This is a genomic window from Mycobacterium sp. NGS67, assembly GCF_059812185.1.
This window is the reverse complement of sequence record NZ_JCALCF010000008.1, coordinates 21,943-47,308: the sequence shown is the minus strand read 5'-3', so window position 1 is coordinate 47,308 and position 25,366 is coordinate 21,943. Positions and strand designations below refer to the sequence as shown.

Sequence of the window (25,366 nt, the reverse complement as noted above, 5' to 3'; positions counted from 1 at the left end):
ACCCCGACAAGCCGGCTGACTCTCGTCCCGTCGAACTGCTCGGCCCACCAACCGGCCAACGCCGCGGGATCGGTGGAGTCGAAGGTGACCATTTCCAGTGTGGGCGTCATAGCCCACGACCCTAGGCCGGGGCCGAGTCGGGCGAAAGGAACGCGCTCAGCGCAGCCGCATAGGCGGGCACATCGTGCGCGCCCATCAACTCGCGCGCGGAATGCATGGCAAGTTGCGGGGCACCGACGTCGACGGTCGGGATGCCGGTGCGCGCCGAGGCCATCGGCCCGATAGTCGACCCGCAGGGCAGATCCGCGCGATGTTCGTACCGCTGCAACGCAACTCCGGCCTGGCGGCACGCCATCGCGAAAGCCGCCGCGGTGCGTCCGTCGGTGGCGTAGCGCAGATTCGGGTGCACTTTGACTACGGGCCCCCCGTTGACCTCGATGAGATGGCCCGGCTCGTGCCGCTCGGGATAGTTCGGGTGGGTCGCGTGGGCCATGTCGGCCGACGCCAGCAGCGAAGCCGGCAGCAGCCGCAGGTAGTCCTCCCGGGATCCGCCGCCCGCGAGCACGATTCGTTCCAGCACGGTCGTCAGGAGATTGGACTGCGCGCCGTGATCCGAGGTCGACCCGACCTCCTCGTGATCGAAAAGCACCAGCACGGGCAGGAACTCGCCGGGCGAAGCATTCAGCAGCGCTTCCAGTCCCGCGTAGCAACTGGCCTGATTGTCCAGCCGCGGCGCGCTGAGCAGGCTGGCGTCCGCGCCGATCACCGCCGAGGGGGTCAGGTCGTGCGTCATCAAATCGGCGCCCAGCACGTCGGCGGCGGAAACCTCGGCACGCCCGGCGACGTAGGCGAGAAAGGACTCGACCGCGGTGCCGACCCCCCATACCCCGTTGACGTGCCGCTGCGGGTCCAGCGTCAACGCCTTGCGATCGTCGGCCAGGTGGATGGCAAGCTGGGGCACCCGCAGGATGGGTTCGTCGATCCGGACCAGTTGGTGAGTCACCGTCGTGCCGTCCCGCAACGACAACCTGCCGCTGACACCCAGGTCGCGGTCCAGCCAGGAGTTCAGCCACGCGCCACCATATGGCTGCAGCGCCACCACCTTCCACCCGGCCACCGACCGGTCGGGATGTTGTTTGACCCGCAGGTTGGGGCTGTCGGTGTGCGCGCCGACGATCCGGAACGGAGTCACACCATCCAAGCCGTGCCAGGCGACCAGCGACCCCGCGCGGGCGGTGAAGTAGCGACCGGGCTGCGCCGGCCAACGGTCGGTCTCGTCGAGTTCGCGGTATCCGGCGTCGAGCAACCGCGCGGCCACCGTGGCACAGACGTGGAAGGGCGACGGCGAGGCGTCGATGAACTGAGCGAGACCCGCGGCGCTCGCCGACATGGCGGACATGGTCACCATCATCGCTGTCCCGGACAGCACCGTTGGAGTTAGGGTCTGCAGCGTGCCTCCGGTTCAGCCTCAACCCGTTCTAGCACCGCTGACGCCCGCCGCCATCTTTCTCGTGGCGACCATCGACGAGGGCGGCGAAGCAACGGTGCACGACGCGTTGGGCGACGTCTCCGGCCTGGTGCGCGCGATCGGATTCCGCGAGCCCGCCAAGCGTTTGTCGGCGATCGCCTCGGTCGGTTCCGACGCCTGGGACCGGCTGTTCTCCGGTCCGCGCCCGGCCGAGCTGCATCCGTTCGTCGCATTGGCGGGACCGCGGCACACCGCACCCGCCACACCGGGAGACCTGCTGTTCCACATTCGGGCCGAGAGCCTGGACATGTGCTTCGAACTCGCGGGTCGCATCCTCGAGGCGATGGCCGGTGCGGTTACCGTCGTCGACGAAGTGCACGGTTTCCGGTTCTTCGACAACCGCGATCTGCTCGGCTTCGTCGACGGCACCGAGAACCCCGACGGCCCGATCGCGGTGAGCGCCACGGCAATCGGCGACGAAGACCCCGACTTCGCCGGCTCCTGCTATGTGCACGTGCAGAAGTACGTGCACGACATGACGTCGTGGAACTCGTTGACGGTCACCGAACAGGAGCGGGTGATCGGGCGAACCAAGCTCGAAGACATCGAGCTCGACGACAACACGAAGCCGGCCGATTCGCATGTCGCGCTCAACGTCATCACCGACGAGGACGGCGACGAGTTGAAGATCGTGCGCCACAACATGCCGTTCGGTGCGGTCGGCAAAGGCGAGTACGGCACCTATTTCATCGGCTACTCACGCACGCCCGCGGTCACCGAAACGATGCTGCGCAACATGTTTCTGGGCGATCCCCCGGGTAACACCGACCGCATCCTGGAGTTCTCCACCGCCGTCACCGGCGGCCTGTTCTTCTCCCCCACTGTCGACTTCCTCGACGATCCGCCGCCACTGCCGCAACATAGACCGGCCGTTGCGGTACCCGGCCCGCCACCCCACGACGGTTCACTGCAAATCGGCAGCCTGAAAGGAACCTCCCGATGAACAACCTCTATCGCGATCTGGCGCCAGTCACCGAAGTCGCCTGGGCCGAGATCGAATTGGAGGCCACCCGGACATTCAAACGACACATCGCGGGTCGCAGGGTGGTCGACGTCAGCGAGCCCGGCGGTCCGGTGACGGCGGCGGTCAGCACCGGGCGACTCCTCGACCTGGAGTCCCCCGCCGACGGCGTGATCGCCCACCTCCGGGACAGCCGGCCCCTGGTACGGCTACGAGTGCCATTCGTACTGTCGCGCAAGGAAATCGACGACGTCGAGCGCGGTTCCAATGACGCCGACTGGGAACCGGTCAAGGCAGCCGCCAAAAAGCTTGCGTTCGTTGAGGATCGAGGAATCTTCGAGGGCTATGGGCCGGCATCGATCGAAGGCATCCGCGGCGCCAGCTCCAACCCGCCGCTCACGCTGCCGGAGGACGCGCGTGACTTTCCCGACGTGATCACCCAGGCGCTGTCGTCGTTGCGATTGGCCGGGGTCGACGGACCGTATTCGGTCCTGCTTTCCGCTGACGCCTACACCAAGGTCAGTGAGACCACCGAGCACGGCTATCCCATCCGTGAGCACCTGCACCGGCTGGTGGACGGGGACATCATCTGGGCACCGGCCATCGACGGCGCTTTCGTGTTGACCACGCGTGGCGGCGATTTCGACCTGCAGTTGGGTACCGACGTGTCGATCGGCTACCTCAGCCACGACGCCGACACCGTGCAGCTGTATCTGCAGGAGACCCTGACCTTCCTGTGCTACACCGCCGAGGCTTCGGTGGCGCTCGCGCCGCCGGCGTAGCCCGAGCCGGATCCACCCTCCCGAATCGGCCAGGCGCATGCGCCGCGCCGAGTAGCTTCGTTGAGAAGAACCGAGCCGAAAGGACCGTTGAAGCATGCCGGAGGAGCAGGAGTTCGACGTCGTAGTGCTCGGCGCCGGTCCCGTCGGGCAGAACGTCGCAGACCGGACACGGGCCGCGGGCTTGAGCGTCACGGTGGTCGAACGCGAACTCGTGGGTGGCGAGTGCTCCTACTGGGCCTGTGTGCCGAGCAAGGCGCTGCTGCGTCCGGTCCTCGCCGTCTCCGACGCCCGCCGCCTCGACGGTGCGCGCCAGGCGATCATCGGCCCCATCCATCCGGGAGGTGTCTTCGCCCGCCGCGACCGCTACGTCAGCGACTGGGACGACACCGGGCAGGTCGAGTGGGTGGAAGGCATCGGCGCCACACTGATCCGCGGACACGGACGGCTGGATGGTCCGCGACGAGTTGTGGTCACCACACCCGGCGGCAAGGAGGTGGCGTTGTCGGTCCGGCATGCGGTAGTCGTCTGTACCGGGAGCCGGCCGGCGTTACCCGACCTGCCGGGTCTGTACGACGCCCGGCCGTGGACCAACCGCGAAGCAACCGACAGCAGCGACGTCCCGAACCGGCTCGCCGTCGTCGGCGCCGGGGGCGTCGGCGTCGAAATGGCAACGGCCTGGCAGGGATTGGGCGCTCAGGTCACATTGCTGGTCCGAGGATCACAGCTGTTGCCCCAGATGGAGCCGTTTGTCGGTGAGCTGGTCGGCCGCGGACTCGCCGACGCGGGCGTGGATGTGCGGATGGGCGTATCGGTGCAGGAACTGCGCCGGGCCTATCCCTATTGCCCGGTGTCGCTGGCGTTGAGCGACGGCACCGACCTGGAAGTCGACGAGATACTTTTTGCCACCGGCCGAAAACCGCTCACCGATCACATCGGCTTGGAGACGGTCGGGCTGACGCCGGGCAGTTGGCTGGATGTCGACGACACCTGCCGGGTCAAGGGAATCGAAGACGGGTGGCTGTACGCGGCCGGCGACGTCAACCACCGCGCGCTGCTGACCCATCAGGGCAAGTACCAGGCCCGCATCGCCGGTGCCGCCATCGGTGCGCGCGCCGCGGGACGACCGCTGGACACCGAACCGTGGGGCGCGCACGCGACCACTGCGGACCATCACGCCGTGCCGCAGGCGTTCTTCACCGACCCTGAAGCCGCGGCGGTGGGACTGACCGCCGAGCAGGCCGCCCAGGCCGGCCGCCGCACGAAGGTCATCGATGTCGAGATCGGCGATGTCGTCACGGGCGCCAAGCTTTTCGCCGACGGATATGTCGGTCGGGCCCGCATGGTGGTCGACGTGGACAGCCGGCATGTGCTGGGCGTGACCCTGGTGGGTCCGGGTGTCACCGAACTGCTGCACGCGGCCACCATCGCCGTCGCCGGCGAAGTGTCCATCGACCGGTTGTGGCATGCGGTCCCCTGCTTCCCGACCATCAGCGAGCTGTGGCTGAGACTCCTTGAGGCTTACCGGGATTCGTTCTATGTCGTCGTCTAGCCGAGCCGGTTTCTTCGACACTCGCGTGGGTCTCATCCTGGCTCTGACGATCAACGGCCTGGCGGTGAGCGCGTACCCCGATATGGTTGCCGTCTCCCAGAAAGCGGAACGCTACGGCTTTGATTCGGTGTGGTTGTGCGACCACTTCCTGACCATCAGTCCCGACGACTACGTCAAGGACGCCGGCATTGCCGACGGACCCGCCGGTGTCGACTCCGGCGCGCAGCCCACGTCGCTGCCTTTGCTGGAGTGCTGGACGGCACTGAGCGCGCTGGCTCGCGACACCACTCGACTGCGGCTGGGCACCAGCGTGCTGTGCAACTCCTACCGCCACCCTTCGGTGCTGGCGAAGATGGCCGCCACGTTGGACGTCATCTCCGACGGGCGCCTGGATCTGGGCCTGGGCGCGGGCTGGTTCGAGCGCGAGTTCAATGCCTACGGCATCCCGTTTCCGCCGGTCCGCGACCGGGTCTCGGCACTCGAGGAGTCGCTGCAGGTGCTCAGGGCGGTGTGGACAGAGGCGAATCCCAGCTACACCGGTCAGTTCTACACACTCAACGGTGCCGTGTGTGATCCGCCGCCGGTCCAGCAACCCCATCCCCCGCTGTGGGTGGGTGGTGAAGGCGACCGCGTCCAAACCATCGCCGCCCGTTCGGCGCAGGGGCTCAACGTGCGGTGGTGGTCACCTGAGCAGGTGAGCCGGCGCCGGGACTTCCTGAACCTGGCGTGCGAGTCGGCCGGGCGTGACCCCGGCACGCTTCGGGTGTCGGTGACGGCGTTGCTGGCACCCACCGAATCCGTCGAGCAGGAAGCGCGGATCCGCGCGGAATTCGCTTCGATTCCCGAATCGGGACTCATCGTCGGGTCCCCCGAACGGTGCGTCGAGCGCATCGGGCAGTACCAACGCTGCGGAATCGATCAGTTCCTCTTCACGATCCCGCACGTCGTCCGGTCCGATTATCTCGATGTCGTTGGGCGCGAGATCATCCCGTCGATCAAGGCGGCCTGAGCTGGGCGCTGCCGCTCAGTGAATTCTCAACTGATTCTTGGCAATCGCTGTCCGTCGCAGAAGGATTCCCATAGCCGCCGGCCTCAGCATGGCTACCATGACTGCGCTTTCGGCCGAGCCCTTCAGCACCAGCCTGATCGAACGTTATCTGTATAGCCGCGGCCGGCGTTTCTTCCGGGGCCGGCACGACGGCGAGTTCTTCTTCGTCCTCTCCGACAGCCGGCGCCTGCACGTCCACCTCGAGATCCCGGCCCTGCACGCCGATGTGTGCACGATCCGAATCACGCCTGCGTGCTTCTTTCCCGCCACAGAACGCGTTGCGCTGTCGGAGGGCGTGGACGCCTGGAACGAGCACAACCGCGACATCACCGCGATCGTGCACGCATCGTCGGATCCGCAGCGCATCGGCGTCACCGCCGAGCAGTCCCGCTGGTTCGGCGAGCAGGTCAGCTTCGACGACTTCGCGGCCTTCGCCGACCGCGCCCTCAGCGCCGCGATCGACCTCTTCCGCAGGCTGGACCCGGCCGTCGAACTGCCGACCGCGCCGTTGCTCCTCGACGCCGGCTGACGGTCAGCCGATCAGCACCTTGTCCGCGCGCGGCTCGCCCAGTTTGCGGCCTATCGCACCCCACGGGTCGGCGTAGCAGCCCGGCGCGTCCCGGTACGCCGCACGTCGCCGCAGCAGCATCCGCGCCAGCGGCGCCACCAGTCGCATCGGATGCCGACGCCAACCGGTCGCCGCACGCATCTCGGCCAGCATGTCCGGCCAGCTGTGCTGCTGAAATGCCAACACCTGCTGAGCCTGGGTGGTGTCCATCCAGTCGGTGACGAACCAGTCTTCGTCGCTGTCGGGATTGCCGGGCCGGCCGACCGGCAGCACATCGTTCAGGCCGCGGGTGGCGGCGAGCGCGGCGCCGACCTCGCCCTGCCGCAACTTGTGCGAGTCGTCGCCGGCAACCAGCAGGATCTCGCCCACCACGGCATCCCGTGCGGCGGTGGTCGCGGCGGCGAATGCGGCCGCGACATCGCGGACATCGACGCTGTGCATCCGCCCGTCGGCCGGCAGCGCACTTTCGAAGAACAGCGCGTCGAGGGTGAACGGCATCGCACCGGGGTCGACGCTCATGACGCCGCCGAGTCGCAGGATCACCCAGTCCAGGCCGGAGTGGCGGACGTGCTGCTCGGCCTCGGCTTTGTGCGCGCCGTAGAGATCCGAGGGATCCACCGGGCTCTCAGCGGTGAGTAGTTCGTGGTGACGGTGCGGGTTGCGGGCGCCGTGCACGGCGTTGCTGGACGCCTGGATGAAGCGGGGCGGACGCCGGCACGACTCGGCGGCGCGCAGCAGCGACACGGTGGCGTCGACGTTGACCAGGCGCGCCAGGTCAGGCTTGCCGTAGATGACCGGCGGGATGACCGCGGCCAGATGGATGATCACCGTCGGTTCGACTTCTGCGACCAAATTCGTGACGGCGTCCGGGTCGGTCAGGTTGGCCCAGCGCGCCTGGACGCCCGCCGGCAGTGCCCTGGCGGCTTTGCGCTGGGCGGAGGTACCGATGTCGGTGGCGACCACTTGATGGCCGTCCGCGGCCAGCCGTCGTACGGTCTGCGAACCGACGAGTCCGAATCCTCCGGTGACCAGAACTTTCTCGGGCATTCTCTCCCCTGACCTCGCCATATGTGCGGTATGCCACATAGGGTGATAATGACATTCTCTTAATTTGAGAGTAGCATGTTTTCTACGGACGTAGAGAGGTCTAAAGGGGTAATTCCCATCACAGGCCGGGTATCAAACGCAATCGGAGAACATTCATGGGCGCCGCCAGCAACACCCCTGACCACCGCGAGATCGCCAAGTGGGATCCCGCGTTCACCAAGCAGGTCATCGATGCCGTCGCGCCCGCGATGAAAGTCTGGCATCGCGCGGAGGTGCGGAACCTCGACAACATCCCGCCGGCCGGCGGTGCGTTGGTGGTGTCCAACCACTCCGGTGGCATGTTCACCCCGGACGTGTTCATCTTCTCCCCGGCCTACTACGACGCTTTCGGCTACGACCGGCCGGTGTACACCCTGGGCCACTACGGCCTGTTCATGGGACCCATCGACGGCTGGCTGCGCCGCCTCGGGGTGATCGAGGCAAGCCGGGAGAACGCCGCCGAAGCGCTGCACTCCGGCGCGCTGGTGTTGGTTTTTCCCGGCGGCGACTACGACTCGTACCGGCCCACGTTCAGCGCGAACACCATCGACTTCAACGGACGCACCGGCTACGTCCGGACGGCCATCGAGGCCGGGGTGCCGATCGTTCCGACGGTGTCGATCGGCGCTCAGGAGACCCAACTGTTCCTGACCCGCGGCAACTGGCTGGCCCGTCGCCTGGGCCTGAACAGGTTCAGGTCAGACATCCTGCCGGTCAGCTTCGGTTTTCCGTTCGGTCTGAGCGTGTTCTTCCCGCCGAACGTGCCGCTGCCCGCCAAGGTGGTCACCGAGGTGCTCGAGCCGATCGACATCCTCGCCGAGTTCGGTGAGGATCCCGATGTCGCCGAGGTCGACGCCCATGTCCGTGCGGTCATGCAGGAAGCGTTGGATCGCTTGGCCGGCCAGCGCCGGCTGCCCATCCTGGGCTGATCGGAGGCTGTGACGTGCGAAGGCTCAACGGCATGGACGCGATGCTGCTCTACAGCGAGACGCCCAATCTGCACACGCACACCTTGAAGGTGACCGTCATCGACGCGTCGGGCTTCGACGGAACGTTCGGATTCGAGGTCTTCCGGCGGCATCTGCAGCGCAAACTGCACCAGCTGGAGCCCCTGCGCTACCGGCTGGTCGAGGTGCCGTGGCGGCTCAATCACCCGATGTGGCAAGAGAATTGCGCCGTCGATCTGGACTACCACCTACGGCGGGTGCAGATCCCGACACCGGGCGGACGCCGCGAACTGGATCGGGTGATCGGCGAGATCGCGTCCACGCCACTGGACCGTAGCCGACCCCTGTGGGAGTTCCACTTCGCCGAAGGGCTGGCCGACGGTCGGTACGCCGTGATCGGCAAGGTGCACCACTCGCTGGCCGACGGCGTCGCTTCGGCAAACCTGCTGGCGCGCGCCATGGATCTGACCGAGATGACCCTCGTCGCGGACGAAGAAGGCAGCGGCACAACGACGTTCGCAACGCTGGTGCGCCAGGCGATGCGTGACCATTTGCGGCAGATCGCCGAACTGCCGGGTCTGGTCAAGGACGCCGCGTTGGGGATGGCCCGGGTGCGCCGCCGCGCCCGCGAGCGCGGCAGCCATCCCGATCTGGCCGCCGGGTTCGACGCTCCGCCCACCTTCCTCAACCACGTTGTGTCGCCGCAGCGGCGATTCGCCAGCGCCGCATTGCCGTTGGCCGATGTGAAGACGACCGCAGCAGACTTGGGTGTCACCATCAACGACCTGATCCTGGCCACCGCCGCCGGAGGTCTGCGGACGCTGCTGCTCGACTACGACGGGATCGCCGATCGTCCGATCATCGCGTCGGTCCCGACGGCCACCGACAAGTCAGACCGCGTCAGCGGCAACGAGATCAGCGGTCTGTCGGTGTCACTGCCGGTGCACGTCGCCGACCCGATGGAACGGGTGCGGTTGGTGGCGTTGGCCACCCGGGTGGCCAAGGAAGATCACGAACTACTCGGCCTCAGGCTGTACGGGCGACTGATGAACTACCTGCCGGCCGCCGTCGCCCCGGCGATGTTCCGGTGGCTGGGCCGGCGCCACGCGCCCAACAAGATCATGAACGTCGCGGTGTCCAGCGTCATCGGACCGCGTCGGCGTGGCCACTTCGGCGGCGCGCCGGTCACCGAGATCTACTCCACGGGCGTGCTGTCACCGGGCGCACCGGTCAACATCACCGTCTGGAGTTACGCCGACCAGCTCGGCGTCGCGGTACTCACCGACGACCGGACATTCGCCGACCCGCACGACGCGACCGACGCGATCAGCGCCTCCTTCGACGAATTGCGCACGGCCGCAGGGTCTTACGTGAGTCTGTCGGCCTGAGTCTCAGGCCGTCAGCACCGCGTCTAGCGCCGAGTAGAACAGGCCCAGCCCGTCGTCGGAAGGACCGGTCAGCGCTTCGGTGGCGTGTTCGGGGTGCGGCATCAGCCCGACGACGCGACCGTTGGCCGAGCTGATACCGGCGATGTCGTTGAGAGAGCCGTTGAGGTTGTCCCGGTAGCGGAACACCACCCGGCCCTCGCCTTCCAGCTCGTCGATGGTTTCTTTCGGCGCTACGTAGCGGCCCTCACCGGACTTCAGCGGGATCAGCACGTCCGCGTCGGACTCGAAACGAGACGTCCACGCCGTCGACGTCGAGGACACGCGTAGCCACACGTCGCGGCAGATGAAGTGCAGGCCGGCGTTGCGGGTCAGGGCACCGGGCAGCAGCCCGGCCTCACACAGCACCTGGAAACCGTTGCAGATTCCCAGTACCGGCATGCCGCGACCGGCCGCGGCGACCACTTCGCCCATCACCGGCGCGAACCGGGCGATCGCCCCCGCGCGCAGGTAGTCCCCGTAGGAGAACCCGCCGGGCACCACCACGGCGTCCACCGCTTTGAGGTCGGCATCGGCGTGCCAGAGGTTGACGGCCTCGGCTCCGGCCAGTCGCGCCGCGCGGGCGGCATCTACGTCGTCGAGGGTGCCGGGAAAGGTGATGACGCCGATACGGGCGGTCACCGCGGGTCCCGGCTGATCGTCCAGTCCTCGATCACGGTGTTCGCCAGTAGCGATTCCGCGATCTCGGCAAGCACGGAGTCGTCGACGGAGTCGTCGACCTCCAACTCAAACCGCTTGCCCTGCCGCACATCTGAGATCCCCGGATGTCCGAGGCGCCCCAGTGCGCCGACGATCGCCTGACCCTGCGGGTCGAGAATCTCCGCTTTGGGCATCACGTGCACGACCACCCGGGCCACGCGCTCCTCCTGTCGAAAGTGGGTCCACCCGGCAGACAACAGTCCAGGCGGCAGGCCGGAGCCAACTCTACCGGCGATCGGCGGGGTGTGGTCAGGCGACCAGAATCAGTCCGTCGCCGCCGAGGTCGGTGATCCGTCGGTGCGCTTCGCCGGCGGGGTCCAGGGCGGCTTCGGACAGCGCGGTCCAGGCGTTGAGCGTCAGCGGGTCTGCGGATCGGGACGATCGGGCGCGCGCGGTCCGGGCCGCCTGGAAGAACTCGGCGATGCGGGGATGCTCGAGGTTTACGTTCAGCGCGTCGCACCGGGCACCGGCGATCTCGGCCAGCGCAATGCTGTTGACCCCGAGCAATACCGGCGGCCTGGGCGTCGGCAACGGAAAACCGGTCCAGGTCGCTTCCCTGGCGGGGTTCCACTGGGCGTCGCACAGGTCCAGCACCTCGATCAGGCGCTGATGACGCAGCGGCATCGAGTCGGCCAGCGGGATGCCGAGGAGGTGGTGCTCCCGGGACCACGGACTGCTCGGCGCGGCGCCGGCCCCGAGGCCGAACACGAAGCGCCCGCCGCTGATCTCCTGCGCCGAAGCGGCCGCCGCGACCGTGACTCCGGCCGGCCGGTTGGCCGCGTTGACCACCAGGGTGCCGATCCGGATCGACGAGGTGACCGCGGCCAGCGCACCGGCCAGCGTGAAGCACTCCAGCATCCGGGTTCCCGAGAGCATCGCACCGGACAGGTGGTCGAACACCCACGCCGTGCCGAACCCCTCAGCTTCGGCGCGCAGTACCTTGTCCCGCAGCTCCGGCCACGGATGGATGGCCGCGCTGTACAGCACGTCGACGGTGACCATTCGCCGAACCTACCGGAAAGCCGCAGCAGCAGAGAACATTTCAGTGTTCACGGGCAGGAGCCGAGGTAGGCCTCGCACAACGGGGCGGTGATGGCGTCCAGGACCGCGGCGTCGGAGAGCACCGGCCACGGCACCTCCGGGGACCCCGTCGTCCACAACGTGAGCTCGCTGATCGTGCTGCTGGCCACGTGCGCCACCAGATAGGTGTGCATGACGACCGGTCCGCTGATCACCGCGGCCATGCGCGTCGGCTCGTCGTCGGTGACCGATGGCGACTGGGCGGGGGCGCCGAGCTGACAGCCGCGCAGCGCGGCGACCGCGGTGCCGTACACCGACGCCGCGACGGCGCCGCCCCGAGCGGTGTCGCCGCGCCAGTGCAGGATCAGCGCCTGCAGTTGCCACTGGCCGTCGGAATGAGTCACCAGCGCGCGGGACGAGACCGCGGAGTCGCGGCTGTCCCGCGGGAAGGCCGGGGTGTTGCAGACCTGCTCGAACCTGAATTGGGGTGTCGGCGCACCGCCGGTCATGGGCACGGCCACACCCGCCAAGGCCGGCCACCGGTACACCGCGTCGAGCGGCACCGACTGGTGCTGAATCCAGGCCGTCGCCGGGATTTGATCGCAGATCGGCGGACACGTTTGCGGGTCGGCGTGCGCGGGCGTCGCTACGATCACCTTCGCCACGGCGAGGACCAGGCTGCCGGCGACCATCATCGTCGCCAGAAACATCCTCAGCTGCACCGCCCCCATCAAGGCACAATCGTAAACATGCAACTGACCCATTTCGGGCATTCCTGCCTACTCGCCGAGTTCGGTCCAACCAAGCTGCTTTTCGATCCCGGCAGCTTCGCGCACGGATTCGAGGGCATCACGGGCTTGTCCGCCATCGTCATCACGCATCAGCACCCCGACCACGTCGACGTGTCCCGGCTGCCGGCGTTGCTGGACGGCAACCCGGAAGCCGCGCTGTACGCCGACCCGCAGACCACCGCGCAGCTGGGTGAGCCGTGCCGCGCGGTGCACGTCGGCGACGAGCTGTCGGTGGGGCAGCTGACCATCCGGGCGGTCGGCGGGCGTCACGCCGTCATCCACCCGGAAATCCCTGTGATAGACAACATTTCGTATCTGGTCGGCGACGGCGAGCACCCCGCCCGGCTGATGCATCCCGGTGACGCGTTGTTCGTGCCAGACGAGCCGGTGGACGTGCTGGCCACTCCCGCGGCGGCGCCCTGGATGAAGATCTCCGAGGCCGTCGACTACCTGCGCGCGGTGAACCCCGCGCGGGCGGTGCCGATCCACCAGGGCATCGTGGCGCCCGATGCGCGCGGCATCTACTACGGCCGCCTGACCGAGATGACCAGCACCGACTTTCAGGTACTCCCCGAGGAGGACGCGGTCACCTTCTAGCGCCGAGGGCGGTCACCTTTTAGTGCCGAGCAGACGCAAAAGCCCCTCATTTCGGCACGAAATGGGGGCTTTTGCGTCTGCTCGCGCAACTCAGGTGATGTCGGAGGCGGCGCCGCGACCCGCCGCGCGTCCCGAGAAGATGCAGCCGCCCAGGAACGTCCCCTCCAGTGCCCGGTAACCGTGCACACCGCCGCCGCCGAAACCCGCGACCTCGCCGGCCGCATACAGACCGGTGACGGGAGTGCCGTCCGACTTCAGCACCCGAGAATCCAGGTCGGTTTCGATGCCGCCCAACGTCTTTCGGGTCAGGATGTGCAGTTTGACCGCGATCAGCGGCCCGGCCTTGGGGTCGACCAGGCGGTGCGGCGCCACCACCCGTCCCAGTCGGTCGCCCAGATAGGTACGGGCCGCGCGGATGGCGGTGATCTGTCCGTCCTTGGTGAACTTGTTGGCCACCTCGCGGTCCCGGGACGTGACGGCAGCCTCGACGGCGTCGTAGTCCAGCGGTTGCACGTCGGGCAACCCGTTCATGGCATCGACCAAGTCGCGCAACGAGTCCGCGCTGACGAAGTCCACTCCCCGGTCGACGAACGCCTGCACCGGACCGGGTGGACCGGATCGCGCACGGGAGCGCAGCAACTGCCGAACGCTCTGCCCGGTCAGGTCGGGATTCTGCTCCTGCCCGGACAGCGCGAATTCCTTCTCGATGATCTTGGCGTTCAACACGAACCACGTGTAGTCATAGCCGGTCTGAGCGATGTGCTCCAGGGTCCCCAACGTGTCGAACCCCGGATACAGCGGGACCGGCAACCGGTTGCCCGCGCCGTCCAGCCACAACGACGACGGGCCGGGGATGATCCGGATGCCGTGCCGCGGCCAGATCGGGTCGTAATTGGTGATGCCCTCGGTGTAGTGCCACATCCGGTCGGGATTGATCACCCGCGCGCCGGCTTTCTGGGCGATGCCGATCATCCTGCCGTCGACGTGTGCCGGCACCCCGCTGAGTAGCTGCTTGGGCGCGCGGCCCATGCGCCGCGGCCAGTTCTTGCGCACCAGGTCGTGGTTGGCGCCGATGCCGCCGCTGGTGACGATCACCGCCGAGGCCCGAAACTCGAACTTGCCCACAGCCTTCCGCGACGACGGCACGCCGCGCGGCTCGTCGGAGGGCTCCAGCACGGTGCCCCGCACGCCGGTCACCGCCTCCCGCTCCACGATCAGCCGGTCGACCTGGTGGCGGTGGACGAACCGTACATTGGGCCGGTTGCGCAGTTGCCGGGCGAAGATCTCGACCAGCGCGGGCCCGGTGCCCCAGGTGATGTGAAAGCGCGGCACCGAATTGCCGTGTCCCTGAGCGTCGTAACCGCCCCGCTCGGCCCAGCCGACCAGTGGGAAGAGCTTCAGCCCGCGGGCCCGCAGCCAGCTGCGTTTCTCTCCCGCCGCGAAATCGACGTAGGCATGCGCCCACTGCTCGGGCCAGTAGTCCTCGGGCCGATCGAAGGCGGCCGTGCCCAACCAGTCCTGCAGGGCCAGTTCGTGACTGTCGCGGATCCCGAGCCGGCGCTGCTCGGGACTGTCGACGAAGAACAGGCCGCCGAACGACCAGAACGCCTGCCCGCCGACGTTGGCGCTGTTCTCCTGGTCCACGATGAGCACCCGCAACCCGCGGTCGACCAGCTCGCAGGCGGCAACCAGCCCGGCCAGTCCGGCTCCCACGATGATCGCGTCGGCTTCGAACCCGTCCGGGACGGGACTCGCATCGCTCATGTCGGTACAGGTTAGTGCCACCCGCACGGCGGCCCTCAACGAGCGCTAAGCGGCGTCCAGAACCGCCTTGTCGGCCTGCCAGGTATAGACCATCGGCGTGCACTGCTGCATCAGGGCCAGGTCGACGGCGTCCAGCATGGCCTGCCGCGGCCCGGGCTTACGCAGGTGCCGCGCCGCGACCGCGATCCGGACCACCCCGCCGCGCCGGGCGGTCCGCTCGGCCGAGATCACGACCATCCGGCACCACCACGGCTCGGCCAGGTAACCTTCGCCGATCCCGAGCACCCGCGCCCGCACGGTACTGTGCCGCACCAGATCGGTCACCCCGTAGGCATCAGCGAGGAGCCGGAAACCGTTGGCCGGCAAGGCTTTGACGACTCCCGGCGAGACCAGCCAACCCGGCGCGGCGAACAGTCGGGTGCGTAGCCCCAGATGCTCGAGCACCCGGTCGGCGCCCTTGAGCCGCAGGTTGGCCTCGTGGGCGTGCAGGGTGGCGAACTCCCCGCGCCTCCTCTTGGTCGCCGATTCGTCGTAACCGTGCAGGACCAGGGCGTCTCCGTTCGTGCGGCGCGCGGTCAGCCAGTCGACGGTGTGGGGGTCGCGGTCCAAGCGGTATTGCTCACCAAGGCGGGGTGCCACCAGAAACGAGACAGGGACGGAGCGGGCATCCATCTCCGCGCAGAAGTCCTGCACGTCGTCCAGGGTGTGTTCGCCGATCCCCGAGACCGAGACGATCAATTTTCCAGACACGCTTGTAGTTTGCCGAGGTCAGATGTCGAGACGGTGAAGGACACGCTGCCGGCAGGCGTCTATCGCGCCCGAAACGGACGACGCGTCGGGGCAGGCCCGATCGATTAGATATGCTCAGCAACGCCATGGACGAGGCAGTTGCCACACCCGTCGAGACCGTCGACTACCCCGACAAGCTGGACGCAGCGACCCTGCGGATAGCCGGCGTCTGCATTCTCGCCTCGATGATGATGGGCCTGGACAGCACCGTCGTCAGCGTCGCGCAACGCACCTTCATCGCCGAGTTCGAGTCGACGCAGGCCGTGGTCGGCTGGACCATGACCGGCTACACGCTGGCGCTGGCCACCGTCATCCCGATAGCCGGCTGGGCCGCCGACCGCTTCGGCACCAAACGCCTGTGGATGGGTTCGGTGCTGGCGTTCATGGTGGGCTCCCTGTTGTGCGCAATCGCGCCGAACATTCTGCTGCTCAATGTGTTTCGTGCGGTACAGGGCATGTGCGGCGGAATGCTGATGCCGCTGGGGTTCATGATCCTGACCCGCGTGGCGGGCCCGAAGCGGTTGGGCCGGCTTATGTCGGTGCTGGGCATTCCTATGTTGCTGGGCCCGATCGGCGGTCCGATCGTCGGAGGCTGGCTGATCGGCGCCTTCAGCTGGCCCTGGATTTTCCTGATCAATCTGCCGATCGGGTTGTGCGCGTTCGTCCTTGCCGCGTACGTGTTTCCGCGGGACGATCCGGCGCCCTCGGAGACGTTTGACGCGGTCGGAGCTCTGCTGCTCTCCCCCGGTCTGGCCACCTTCCTGTTCGGGGTCTCCTCCATTCCCGGACGCGGCAGCGTGGCCGACCGGCACGTGTTGATACCGGTGACCATCGGCCTGATCCTGATCGTCGCGTTCCTGTTCCACGCCTGGTTCCGCGCCGATCACCCGCTCGTGGACCTGCGGCTGTTCAAGAATCCGGTGGTCACCAACGCAAACATCACCGGCTTTCTGTTCGCGGTCGCCTTCTTCGGCTCCATGCTGCTGCTCCCCAGCTATCTGCAGCAGGTCATGCACCTGACGCCGATGCAATCCGGCCTGCACCTGATCCCGCAGGGCATCGGTGCGATGCTGACCATGCCGTGGGCCGGGATCTTCATGGACCGCAAAGGTCCCGGCAAGAGCGTCCTGTTCGGCATCTCACTGATCGCGGTGGGGCTCAGCATCTTCACCCTCGCTGTCGCCCGGCAGTCCGCCTACCTGCCGCTGATGGTGGCAGCCCTGGTCGTCATGGGCATGGGAACGGGTTGCACCATGATGCCGCTGTCGGGGGCTTCGGTGCAGGCGCTGGCTCCGCACGAGATCGCCCGCGGGTCGACGTTGATCAGCGTCAACCTTCAGGTGGGCGGTTCGATCGGGACGGCGCTGATGTCGATGGTCCTCACCAGCCAGTTCAACCGCAGCCAAAACATCACCGCGGCAAACGAACTCGTGCGGCTCCGTCAGGAGGCCGTACGGCGCCAGGTTCCCGTCGATCCCAACGCCATACCCCCGCGGACCCTCGATGCCGATTTCGCCAGCCATCTGCTGCAGGATCTTTCGCGTTGTTACACAGTGGTATTGACGATCGCGGCAGTCCTGTTGATCACGACCCTGATCCCCGCGTCATTCCTGCCCAAACGCCCAGCCGGCTAACCACCGGCGGTCGACAGCAGCCAGGCGTACTGGAACGCGGTTTCCTTCCATCGCTCGTAGCGACCGCTGATCCCGCCGTGGCCGGCCTTCATCTGCGTCTTCAACAGCACCGGCTTTCCGTCAGTGTTGCTGTGCCGCAGCGCCGCGACCCACTTGGCCGGCTCCACGTAGTACACCCGGGTGTCGTTCAGCGACGTCATCGCCAGGATGGCCGGATAGGGCCGTTCGGCCACGTTCTCATACGGCGAGTAGGACTTCATGTACGCGTACACGTCACCGTCGTCCAGGGGATTTCCCCACTCGTCCCACTCGGTCACGGTCAGCGGCAGCGAGGGATCCAGGATCGTGGTCAACGGGTCGACGAAAGGCACCTGCGCCAGTATCCCGGCGAACAGGTCCGGCGCCATGTTGACCACCGCTCCCATCAGCAGTCCACCCGCGCTGCCGCCGAGGGCCACCAGCTGCTGCGGGCGGGTCAGTCCGGAGTCCACCAGATGCGTTGCGACCGCGATGAAGTCGGTAAAGGTGTTCTTCTTCTGCAACAGCTTGCCGTGCTCGTACCACAGCCGGCCCATCTCGCCGCCGCCGCGCACATGGGCGACCACGAACACCATTCCGCGATCCAGCAGCGACAGTCTGGCGATGGAGAACCGCGGATCCTCACACAACTCATACGCGCCGTAGCCGTAAACCATTGCCGGTGCCGGGAATTCGATACCAGCCTTGTGCACGATGGAGATCGGGACGCGGGCGCCGTCGTCGGCGACCGCCCAGTCCCGCCGTTCCACATAGTCCTCGCGACGGTATCCGCCGAGCACCGGCTGTTCCCGCAGCAGGGCGCGTTCCCCGGTGACCAGGTCCATGTCGTAGATGCGCACCGGCGTCACGAAGGACCCGGCCCCGACCCGCAGCTTCGGTGAGTCCCAGTTCGGATTGGCGCCCAACCCCGAAGACATCAGCTCGGAATCGAAGGCGATCTCCTCGGGCTCCCCGTAATCGCCGCCGGCTTGCAACGGCCACAACTGAATTCGCGGCAGTGCTTCGCGCCGGTAACTGACCACCAGTTGATTGGCGAAGGCGTCCACGCCGTCCAACCGGACGTCGTCGCGGTGCGCGATCAGGGTGCGTTGCCGGCTCGGATCGTCCACCGGGGCGTCGACCAGGGTGAAGTTGACCGCACCGTCGTTGTGCAGGATCAGGAACCGCTGTTCGCCGCCGACCACCGCGTGCTCGACCGAGTACTCGACACCCTCGCGGCGGGGCAACACGACGGTGAACTCCGCGTGGGAATCGGCCGCGTCGGCGTAGCGCACCTCGGAGGTGACCGACGAACCCGCCCCGATCAGCACATAGGCGTTGCTGCGGGTGCGCCCGACCCCCAGCCAGAACCGTTCGTCGGGTTCGTGATAGACCCGCTCGGACGGCTCCCCCGCGCCGAGTCGGTAGCGCCACACCGTATCCGGGCGCCACGCCTCGTCGACCGTGCTGTAGTAGACGGTGCGATTGTCGGTCGCCCAGGTCGCGCCGGCGCCGATGCCCGGGATTTCGTCGGGATAGACCTCACCGGTGCGTAAGTTCTTGAACCGCAACGTGTACCGTTCGTCGCCGACGACATCGACGGAGTAGGCCAGCAGTTCGGCGTCCAGGCTGACGCTGGCCGCACCCAGCGCGAAGAAGTCATGACCGTCGGCTTCCACGTTCTCGTCGAGCAGCACCTGCTCGCCGGGAATATCGGTGTGTTCGTCGAACTGCGGCGGGGTCCAGTCGTCGGGATCGGTGACCGGACAACGGCAGTGGACGCCGTACTGCTTGCCTTCGAAGGTCCGCGCGTAGTACCACCAGTCGCCGCGACGGGTCGGCACGGACAGGTCGGTTTCCTTGGTGCGCGCCTTGATCTCCTCGAAGATCTTCTGCCGCAACGGATCCAGATCGGCGGTCTGTGCGTCGACGTAGGCGTTCTCGGCCTCGAGGTAGGCGAGGACTTCGGGGCTTTCCTTGTCGCGCAGCCATTCGTAGGGGTCGACGAAGACGTCACCGTGATGTTCGCGACGGGTGTCCAAACGTTTGGCGACCGGCGGCGAGAGCCGTTGCGTCATGCGCCGGGACCGATCCAGTCGCCGAACCGCAGACCCGAAATCCGTTCGTATGCCTCAATGTAACGACCGCGAGTGGCGTCGACGATGTCGTCGGGCAGGGGTGGCGGCGGCTCGGTACCGTGCCGGTCCCAGCCCGATTCGGCGCTGGTGAGCCAGTTGCGGACGAACTGCTTGTCGAACGCGGTTTGCACCACACCCGGGCGGTAGTCGGCGGCCGGCCAGTAGCGCGACGAATCCGGCGTGAAGATCTCGTCGGCCAACACCAGGTTGCCCTGGGGATCGGTGCCGAACTCGAATTTGGTGTCCGCGATGATGATTCCCCGGCTCAGCGCGTGGTCGGCGGCCTGCCCGTAGATCTGCAGGGTGCGGTCGCGCAACTCCTCGGCGCGCACATCGCCGACCAGCTCGATCACCCGGTCAAAGTCGATGTTCTCGTCGTGGTCACCCAGCGCGGCCTTGGTCGCCGGCGTGAACAACGGCGTGCTGAACTTGCTGGCCTCCACCAACCCGGGCGGCAGCGGAATGCCGCAGACCTTCCCGGTGGCCTGGTAGTCCAACAACCCTGAGCCGGTCAGGTAGCCGCGGGCCACGCATTCCACCGGGAGCATCTCCAGCCGGCGCACCACCAGCGCGCGGCCCAGCACCTCGTCGGGGATGCGCGGATCGTCCGGCGGTCCGGCCAGGTGGTTGGGCACCCCGTCGAGTTCCGTCACCAGACCGAAGAAGAACACGCTCATCGCGGTCAGGATGCGGCCCTTGTCCGGGATGGTGCTGTCCAGGATGTAGTCGTACGCCGAGATCCGGTCGGTGGCGACCAGCAGCAGATGGTCGTCGTCGACGCGGTAGATCTCACGCACCTTGCCGCTGGCCAGATGCTGGTAATCGGACAATGCGGGTCGCATCGGGTCAGCCTATCGGGCGCCGCCGCGGGAAAAGACAATCCCATTCTGCTGCCGGCTGTGCTGGTATCGGTGTCATGACCCGCTATCTGCCTTACTCGACCCGGCCCGTCCGTCTGTTCGGTCAACTGATGAGCGACATCATCGTTTCGGTGTGGACGGTGATCTGGGTGCTCGTCGGTTTCGCCGTCCACGAGGCCATCGCGACGATCGCCGAGGCGGGACGGCAAGTGGAGGCCGGTTCGAAAGGGGTCGCGGGCAACCTGGCGTCGGCCGGGCACAGCGCACACAACGTTCCGTTGTTGGGTGACGCGCTGAGCCAGCCGCTCAACGCGGCCAGCGAGGCGGCGCTGGACATCGCGGGCGCCGGGCACAACCTGGACACCACCGCGAGCTGGCTGGCCTGGGTGTTGGCGTTGGCGGTCGCGTTGCCGCCCATCCTGGCGGTCACGATGCCGTGGCTGTACCTGCGCGTCCGCTTCTTCCGGCGCAAGTGGATCGTGACAGCGCTGGCCGGCACCGCCGCGGGTCAGCAGCTGCTGGCGCTGCGCGCGCTGGCCAATCGTTCCCCGGCGAAGCTGGCCGCGGTCAGTGCGGACCCGGTCGGCGGGTGGCGCTACGAAGATCCCGTCGTGATGCGGGGACTCGCGGCCCTGGAGCTGCGGGCGGCCGGGATCAGGTTCCGCACGGAATGATCGCCAGCTCCTCGGTGAGCGCCGCGATCGCATACCGGATCTGCTCTTCGGTGTGGCAGCTGGTGATGAAGAACCGCAGCCGCGCCTGGTCTTCCGGCACGGCCGGATACAGGATGGGGTTGACGTTGATGCCGCGCTTGAGCAACGCATTCGACAGTTGCAGCGCCGTCAGCGAACTGCCGACGATGCACGGGACGATCGGGGTGCCCTCGCTGTCGCCGGTGTCCAGACCCGCGGCGCGGGCCAGGCGCAGGAACAGCGCCGACAGCTCGTGCAGCCGCCGCAGATGGCTGGGCTCGCTGCGCATCACCCTGATCGCGGCCAGCGCCGCCGCCGCGATGGCAGGCGGCAGGCCGCCGCTGAAGATGAAGCCCGGCGTCGTGTACTTGAGGAATTCGATCAGCTCCCGGCTGCCGGCGACGTAGCCACCGCAACCGGCCAGCGCCTTCGACATGGTGCCGCTCCACAATTCGACGTCGTCCCGGTCGACGCCGAAGTGCTCGCCGATGCCGCCGCCGGTCGTGCCGATCACACCGATGCTGTGTGCCTCGTCGATCATCAGCAGCGTCTGATGCTTGTTCTTGACGTCGATGAAGGCGGGCAGGTCGGCGATGTCGCCGTCTTGGCTGTAGATGCCTTCGATGACGATCAGCACCCGGCGATATTGGTGGCGGATGTTGCCGAGCAGTTCGTCGAGCGCGGCGGGATCGTTGTGCGGGAAGGGTCGACGGGTGGCCCCGGATAGCTTGCAGCCCTGCACGATGCTGTCGTGCGCGAGGCTGTCGTGGATGACGAGGTCGCTTTCGCCGAGCAGGTGCCCGATCACGGTGACGTTGGTGGCGTGGCCGTTGACCAGTGCCAAAGCATCCTGCGTGCCAAGGAGATTCGCCAACTCCTGCTCGAGTTCGCGGTGGATCGGCTTCTCACCGGACAGCAGCCGCGACGCCGAGCAGGAGCTGCCCCAGCGCCGCACCGCGTCCGCCATGGCCTCGGCCACCCGCGGGTGACCGGACATGCCGAGGTAGTTGAAGCTCGAAAAGTTGACCACCTCAACGCCATTGATGAACGATGTACCGGTGGTGACGCCGTCGTTGACGACGAAGTAGGGATTGTCGATGCCGGCGGCTTCGACCTGCGCGATCCGGTCGGCCAGCGCTTTGACCTCCTCGAAATCGCCGATGCGGAACTGTGGGGTGACGGCAGGCTGCGGCGCGGCCGTTTCCGCCGCCGACGCGGACCCCTGTCCGCCGGCCATGACGATCACGTCGCCGACTGTCGTCTGAGGCCCGAACGCCGCCAGATCGACTGCCGCGCTTGGGAGTCGGCGCTGCAGGCCGCTGATCAGGTTGGTCACCATGATGGAGTCGAAGCCCAGGTCCCCGACGATGGACCGGCCCGGGCGCAGTTGCTGGACGGGGAACCCACTGAGGCGCGCGATCTCGGCCCGCACGAGATCCGCCACGTCGGCCGCCGCCTCCGATTCGGGTTGTCCGGCCGGCAGTTCGGCTCCCTGGCAGGCGGCCAGCACCGCGGCTTGCTCGCGGAACAGGGCGATGAGGTTGTCCATCGTGGACTCCTTGCCGGTGCTGGGCGTGGCGATGCCGGGTGGGCCGGCTTGTTCGGTGATGGTGAAGCGCTTGCGGGTGAATTCGTAGCCGCTGAGTCGGTGCGTGAACCTGGCCTGCGGGGGATACAGGGCGCTCCATTCGGGATTCAGCCCGTCGCGGTAGAGCGCGACGACGGCTTCGGTGATGCCGTTGGCGAGGCTCAGCGTGGGCGGCGCATCAGGATGCGACCGGGTGATCATGGGACCCAGCGTCGGCTTGGATCCGAACTCGACGAGGTGTGTGGGTTGGGCTCCCAGTGCGTCGGTCACCGCATCGGCGAACCGGACGGTGGCGCGGATGTGCGCCGTCCAGTAGTCGGCGTCCATGGGTTCGTCGTCACCGAGCTCTCTGCCGTGCCGGGTGGAGAAGATCGGGACTGCCGGTGACTGGTAGGAGCACTGCGCGGCGACCGCCGCGAACTGCGCGAGCATCGGTTCCATCAGCCCCGAGTGAAAAGCGTGCGACACGTTGAGCCGGCGCACCTCGACACCCGACCCGGTCAGGATCGTCGCCGCCCGCTCGATGTCACCGCGCGCCCCGGACAGCACGAACTCCTCGGTTCCGTTCACTGCGGCGAGATCGACTGGCAGGTCGGGAATTTCGCTGAGCGGTGCGCGGACCGCCAACATGGCGCCACCGTCGGGCAGTTGCTGCATCAGTTGTCCGCGTGCCACGACCAGCCGGCACGCGTCGTCGGGGCTGATGACCTCGGCGACGGCGGCGGCAGCGAATTCACCGATGCTGTGGCCGAGCAGCCAGGCGGGCTGGGCCCCGGCCTGGAGGAGCGCCTGCGCCTGCGCGTACTGCACGGCGAATATCGCCGGCTGGGCGAATTCGGTGCGGTGGATGCGGTCGTCGTCCATCACCTCCCCGAGACGCAGGCCGAGATAGGGCAGCATCGTCGTCTCGACTCGCTCGAACGCGTCGCGGAAGGTCGCGCCGGCTGCGGCGAAAGCCGTGTGCATACCCGGATATTGGGTGCCTTGACCGCTGAACAGCCAGCCCGCCGACATGCCGCCCGCGGTGCCGGTGTCGAAGTCCGCACCGCGCAGCGACTCGACCGCTGAAGCGCGGTCGTCGACGACCATCCCCATGCGCACCTTGCCCATGGCCTTGATCCTGTTGGTCGACCAGCACTGCTGCGCGAGCGGCACAGTACTGTTCTCGAGGTCGTCCGCAAGCCGAACAGCGTTGCGCTGCAATCCTTCCAACGAATCGGCCGACAGCGTCAGCACACCACTGCCGGCGGCGGCCGGGGCGGCGCCTTCCGGGACGGCAGTGGCGAGCACCACGTGACTGTTGGTGCCGCCGATGCCGAAGCTGGAGACCCCGGCGTAGACGACCTCGTCCGGCAGCTCCATCGGCTCGGCAAGCAACCGCAGGCCACCGTCGCGCAGCTTCAGCTGTGCGTTCTCGTCGTCGGCGAATCGGGTGGGCGGGACCACCCGGTGGTGCAGGCTGAGCACCACCTTGATCAGGCCGGCGATACCCGCGGCGCCTTCGGTGTGGCCGAGGTTGCCCTTGATCGAGCCGATCGCACAAGGCTTTTCCCGTCCGCGGCGGTGGGCGTGGGCAAGTGCTCTCGCCTCGATCATGTCGCCCAACAGGGTGCCGGTGCCGTGCGCTTCCAGGAACGTGATCTGCGCCGGGACGATGCCGGCGGCGCGGTACGCCGCGGCGGCGAGCTGTTGCTGCGCCCAGCGGTTCGGCGCGGTGATGCCGTTGCTGCGGCCGTCGCTGTTGACCGCGCTGCCCTTGATCACCGCGTAGACGGGCAACCGCTCGGCGAGCGCGTCAGCCAGTCGCCGCAGCACGATCGCCGCGACGCCTTCGCCCCGGCCGATCCCGTCGGCGGATGCGCTGAACGGCTTGCACCTTCCGTCCGGCGCGGCCAGACCGGCCTGGGTGTAGAACGCGTTCAGCGCCGGGGTGAGCGTCAGGTTGACCCCGGCGGCCAACGCCTGGTCGCACTCGTGGTTGCACAGCGCCTGGGCCGCCAGGTGCACCGCGACCAGTGACGAGGAGCAGGCGGTGTCGACAGCAAGGCTGGGGCCTTTGAAGTCGAACTGATAGGACAGCCGATTCGCCGTCATGAAATAGCCGTTGCCCGTGCCGGTTTGGGCGGTGATCCGGCCGTAGTCGCGCATGTGCAGGTGCGCCCATTCGTTGGCCATCACGCCGACATACACCCCGGTGTGGGAACCGGCCTGGCCACGCGGATCCAGGGTGGCGTTTTCGATTGCGCGCCAAGCGGTCTGCAACAGCAACCGCTGCTGCGGGTCCATGGCTTCGGCTTCGCGGGGCGGGATACCGAAGAAGTCGTTGTCGAAAGCGTCGGCGTCGGCGATCAGACCTGCGCTGCGGTGGTTGATGGTCCCGTCTTGCTGCAGCGCGGCGGCGTCCCACCGCGCGGACGCGGGGATCTCGTCGATGCCGTCCTCGCCGCCCATCAGCAGCCGCCACAGCGCGGCCGGGTCGCTCGCCTTCGGAAACCGGCAGTCCAATCCGACGACGGCGATGTCGGTCATTACGCGACGGCTTCTGACTGCTCCACTAGGGCCGAGCTGATGTACTCGGCGATGTGGGACAAGGTCGGGTAATCGAAGATCAGCGTCGGATCGACGTCGATGTCGTAGAACATCTCCATCTCGCCGACCAGACCGACCGCGCGAACCGAGTCGACACCCATGTCGGCCAACGGGACCATGGGGTCAAGCGTAGAGGGTGCGACCTCCAGAGACGAGGCGAGAGTGGCGGTCAGCCAGCGCAATATCGGGCGGTGGTTCGCGATCATGGCCTGCTCCTCGAGTCGTTGCGGAACTGCTGTTGCAAAGACTTTGAGGCGCAGGGCTTGAAGCGTT

At 67.4% G+C, this 25,366-nt stretch carries 22 protein-coding genes and 1 pseudogene; 10 read left to right on the top strand and 13 right to left on the bottom strand.

What is annotated here, in order from left to right:
- Positions 1 to 2: 2 nt before the first annotated feature.
- Together AC5Y4D_RS09390 and AC5Y4D_RS09385 are read right to left on the bottom strand one after the other, a co-directional pair.
- Positions 3 to 110 (bottom strand): annotated as a pseudogene (locus AC5Y4D_RS09390) (VOC family protein); the annotation flags it as partial.
- Positions 111 to 121: 11 nt separating this feature from the next.
- Positions 122 to 1,390: a M18 family aminopeptidase gene (locus tag AC5Y4D_RS09385; protein WP_500037110.1), complete on the bottom strand. Its 1,269-nt coding sequence runs from the start codon at positions 1,388 to 1,390 to the stop codon at positions 122 to 124.
- A 7-nt stretch (positions 1,391 to 1,397) separates the two neighbouring features.
- Here AC5Y4D_RS09385 and AC5Y4D_RS09380 point away from each other — a divergent pair, with 7 nt between their 5' ends.
- The 5 genes from AC5Y4D_RS09380 to AC5Y4D_RS09360 all read left to right on the top strand — a co-directional run bounded on the left by AC5Y4D_RS09380 (position 1,398) and on the right by AC5Y4D_RS09360 (position 6,397).
- Positions 1,398 to 2,471 (top strand): Dyp-type peroxidase, encoded by a 1,074-nt coding sequence (locus AC5Y4D_RS09380; protein WP_500037109.1) that lies wholly within the window; start codon positions 1,398 to 1,400, stop codon positions 2,469 to 2,471.
- The gene (locus AC5Y4D_RS09375) at positions 2,468 to 3,271 is read left to right on the top strand and encodes a family 1 encapsulin nanocompartment shell protein (RefSeq protein ID WP_500037009.1); all 804 of its coding nucleotides are present in this window, start codon (positions 2,468 to 2,470) and stop codon (positions 3,269 to 3,271) included. The genes AC5Y4D_RS09380 and AC5Y4D_RS09375 overlap by 4 nt, the downstream gene beginning before the upstream one ends.
- 94 nt (positions 3,272 to 3,365) lie before the next feature.
- A complete protein-coding gene (locus AC5Y4D_RS09370) occupies positions 3,366 to 4,820 on the top strand; it encodes a dihydrolipoyl dehydrogenase family protein (RefSeq protein WP_500037008.1) in 1,455 nt (484 codons plus the stop codon).
- Positions 4,807 to 5,829 (top strand): TIGR03619 family F420-dependent LLM class oxidoreductase, encoded by a 1,023-nt coding sequence (locus AC5Y4D_RS09365; protein ID WP_500037007.1) that lies wholly within the window; start codon positions 4,807 to 4,809, stop codon positions 5,827 to 5,829. Before AC5Y4D_RS09370 ends, AC5Y4D_RS09365 begins: the two co-directional genes overlap by 14 nt.
- A 97-nt stretch (positions 5,830 to 5,926) precedes the next feature.
- Positions 5,927 to 6,397 carry a YbjN domain-containing protein gene (locus AC5Y4D_RS09360; protein WP_500037006.1) on the top strand — a complete coding sequence of 157 codons (471 nt, stop codon included), beginning with the start codon at positions 5,927 to 5,929 and terminating at the stop codon, positions 6,395 to 6,397.
- 3 nt (positions 6,398 to 6,400) lie between these two features.
- Here the strand turns inward: AC5Y4D_RS09360 and AC5Y4D_RS09355 are convergent, their stop codons facing one another.
- Entirely contained in the window at positions 6,401 to 7,483 is a 1,083-nt protein-coding gene (locus tag AC5Y4D_RS09355; RefSeq protein WP_500037005.1) for an NAD-dependent epimerase/dehydratase family protein, read from the bottom strand.
- A 155-nt stretch (positions 7,484 to 7,638) separates the two neighbouring features.
- On the opposite strand from AC5Y4D_RS09355, the gene AC5Y4D_RS09350 reads away from it, so the two are divergent.
- Positions 7,639 to 8,451 (top strand): lysophospholipid acyltransferase family protein, encoded by an 813-nt coding sequence (locus AC5Y4D_RS09350; RefSeq protein WP_499943562.1) that lies wholly within the window; start codon positions 7,639 to 7,641, stop codon positions 8,449 to 8,451.
- Positions 8,452 to 8,465: 14 nt separating this feature from the next.
- Entirely contained in the window at positions 8,466 to 9,857 is a 1,392-nt protein-coding gene (locus AC5Y4D_RS09345; protein WP_500037004.1) for a WS/DGAT/MGAT family O-acyltransferase, read from the top strand.
- A gap of 3 nt (positions 9,858 to 9,860) precedes the next feature.
- On the opposite strand, the gene purQ is transcribed toward AC5Y4D_RS09345, so the two are convergent.
- The 4 genes from purQ to AC5Y4D_RS09325 all read right to left on the bottom strand — a co-directional run bounded on the left by purQ (position 9,861) and on the right by AC5Y4D_RS09325 (position 12,406).
- Complete coding sequence (gene purQ, locus AC5Y4D_RS09340) at positions 9,861 to 10,535, bottom strand: phosphoribosylformylglycinamidine synthase subunit PurQ (protein WP_499943564.1); 675 nt, start codon at positions 10,533 to 10,535, stop codon at positions 9,861 to 9,863.
- The gene (gene purS, locus AC5Y4D_RS09335; RefSeq protein WP_499943566.1) at positions 10,532 to 10,771 is read right to left on the bottom strand and encodes a phosphoribosylformylglycinamidine synthase subunit PurS; all 240 of its coding nucleotides are present in this window, start codon (positions 10,769 to 10,771) and stop codon (positions 10,532 to 10,534) included. Before purS ends, purQ begins: the two co-directional genes overlap by 4 nt.
- Positions 10,772 to 10,862: 91 nt before the next feature.
- Positions 10,863 to 11,615, bottom strand: coding sequence for an LLM class flavin-dependent oxidoreductase (locus AC5Y4D_RS09330; protein ID WP_500037003.1), 753 nt, complete (start codon positions 11,613 to 11,615; stop codon positions 10,863 to 10,865).
- Positions 11,616 to 11,662: 47 nt separating this feature from the next.
- Positions 11,663 to 12,406: an ATPase gene (locus AC5Y4D_RS09325; RefSeq protein ID WP_500037002.1), complete on the bottom strand. Its 744-nt coding sequence runs from the start codon at positions 12,404 to 12,406 to the stop codon at positions 11,663 to 11,665.
- On the opposite strand from AC5Y4D_RS09325, the gene AC5Y4D_RS09320 reads away from it, so the two are divergent.
- Positions 12,383 to 13,021: an MBL fold metallo-hydrolase gene (locus tag AC5Y4D_RS09320; RefSeq protein WP_500037001.1), complete on the top strand. Its 639-nt coding sequence runs from the start codon at positions 12,383 to 12,385 to the stop codon at positions 13,019 to 13,021. The two genes, AC5Y4D_RS09325 and AC5Y4D_RS09320, sit on opposite strands and share 24 nt — an antisense overlap.
- Positions 13,022 to 13,111: 90 nt before the next feature.
- Here AC5Y4D_RS09320 and AC5Y4D_RS09315 read toward each other — a convergent pair whose 3' ends face one another.
- Entirely contained in the window at positions 13,112 to 14,806 is a 1,695-nt protein-coding gene (locus AC5Y4D_RS09315; RefSeq protein ID WP_500037108.1) for an FAD-binding dehydrogenase, read from the bottom strand.
- A 24-nt stretch (positions 14,807 to 14,830) separates the two neighbouring features.
- Positions 14,831 to 15,535 (bottom strand): DUF2334 domain-containing protein, encoded by a 705-nt coding sequence (locus tag AC5Y4D_RS09310; protein WP_499943571.1) that lies wholly within the window; start codon positions 15,533 to 15,535, stop codon positions 14,831 to 14,833.
- A gap of 110 nt (positions 15,536 to 15,645) precedes the next feature.
- Between AC5Y4D_RS09310 and AC5Y4D_RS09305 the strand changes: the two genes are divergently transcribed.
- Positions 15,646 to 17,208, top strand: coding sequence for a DHA2 family efflux MFS transporter permease subunit (locus AC5Y4D_RS09305; RefSeq protein WP_499990117.1), 1,563 nt, complete (start codon positions 15,646 to 15,648; stop codon positions 17,206 to 17,208).
- On the opposite strand, the gene AC5Y4D_RS09300 is transcribed toward AC5Y4D_RS09305, so the two are convergent.
- Both AC5Y4D_RS09300 and AC5Y4D_RS09295 read right to left on the bottom strand, forming a co-directional pair.
- Complete coding sequence (locus AC5Y4D_RS09300; protein ID WP_499943572.1) at positions 17,205 to 19,304, bottom strand: S9 family peptidase; 2,100 nt, start codon at positions 19,302 to 19,304, stop codon at positions 17,205 to 17,207. The genes AC5Y4D_RS09305 and AC5Y4D_RS09300 overlap by 4 nt on opposite strands.
- Positions 19,301 to 20,206 carry a phosphoribosylaminoimidazolesuccinocarboxamide synthase gene (locus tag AC5Y4D_RS09295; RefSeq protein ID WP_499943573.1) on the bottom strand — a complete coding sequence of 302 codons (906 nt, stop codon included), beginning with the start codon at positions 20,204 to 20,206 and terminating at the stop codon, positions 19,301 to 19,303. Before AC5Y4D_RS09295 ends, AC5Y4D_RS09300 begins: the two co-directional genes overlap by 4 nt.
- A 74-nt stretch (positions 20,207 to 20,280) precedes the next feature.
- Between AC5Y4D_RS09295 and AC5Y4D_RS09290 the strand changes: the two genes are divergently transcribed.
- Complete coding sequence (locus tag AC5Y4D_RS09290; protein WP_499943574.1) at positions 20,281 to 20,898, top strand: hypothetical protein; 618 nt, start codon at positions 20,281 to 20,283, stop codon at positions 20,896 to 20,898.
- Here AC5Y4D_RS09290 and AC5Y4D_RS09285 read toward each other — a convergent pair.
- Positions 20,879 to 25,033, bottom strand: coding sequence for a type I polyketide synthase (locus AC5Y4D_RS09285; RefSeq protein ID WP_500037000.1), 4,155 nt, complete (start codon positions 25,031 to 25,033; stop codon positions 20,879 to 20,881). The genes AC5Y4D_RS09290 and AC5Y4D_RS09285 overlap by 20 nt on opposite strands.
- Positions 25,033 to 25,299 carry an acyl carrier protein gene (locus AC5Y4D_RS09280; RefSeq protein WP_499943577.1) on the bottom strand — a complete coding sequence of 89 codons (267 nt, stop codon included), beginning with the start codon at positions 25,297 to 25,299 and terminating at the stop codon, positions 25,033 to 25,035. Before AC5Y4D_RS09280 ends, AC5Y4D_RS09285 begins: the two co-directional genes overlap by 1 nt.
- Positions 25,300 to 25,366: the final 67 nt, after the last annotated feature.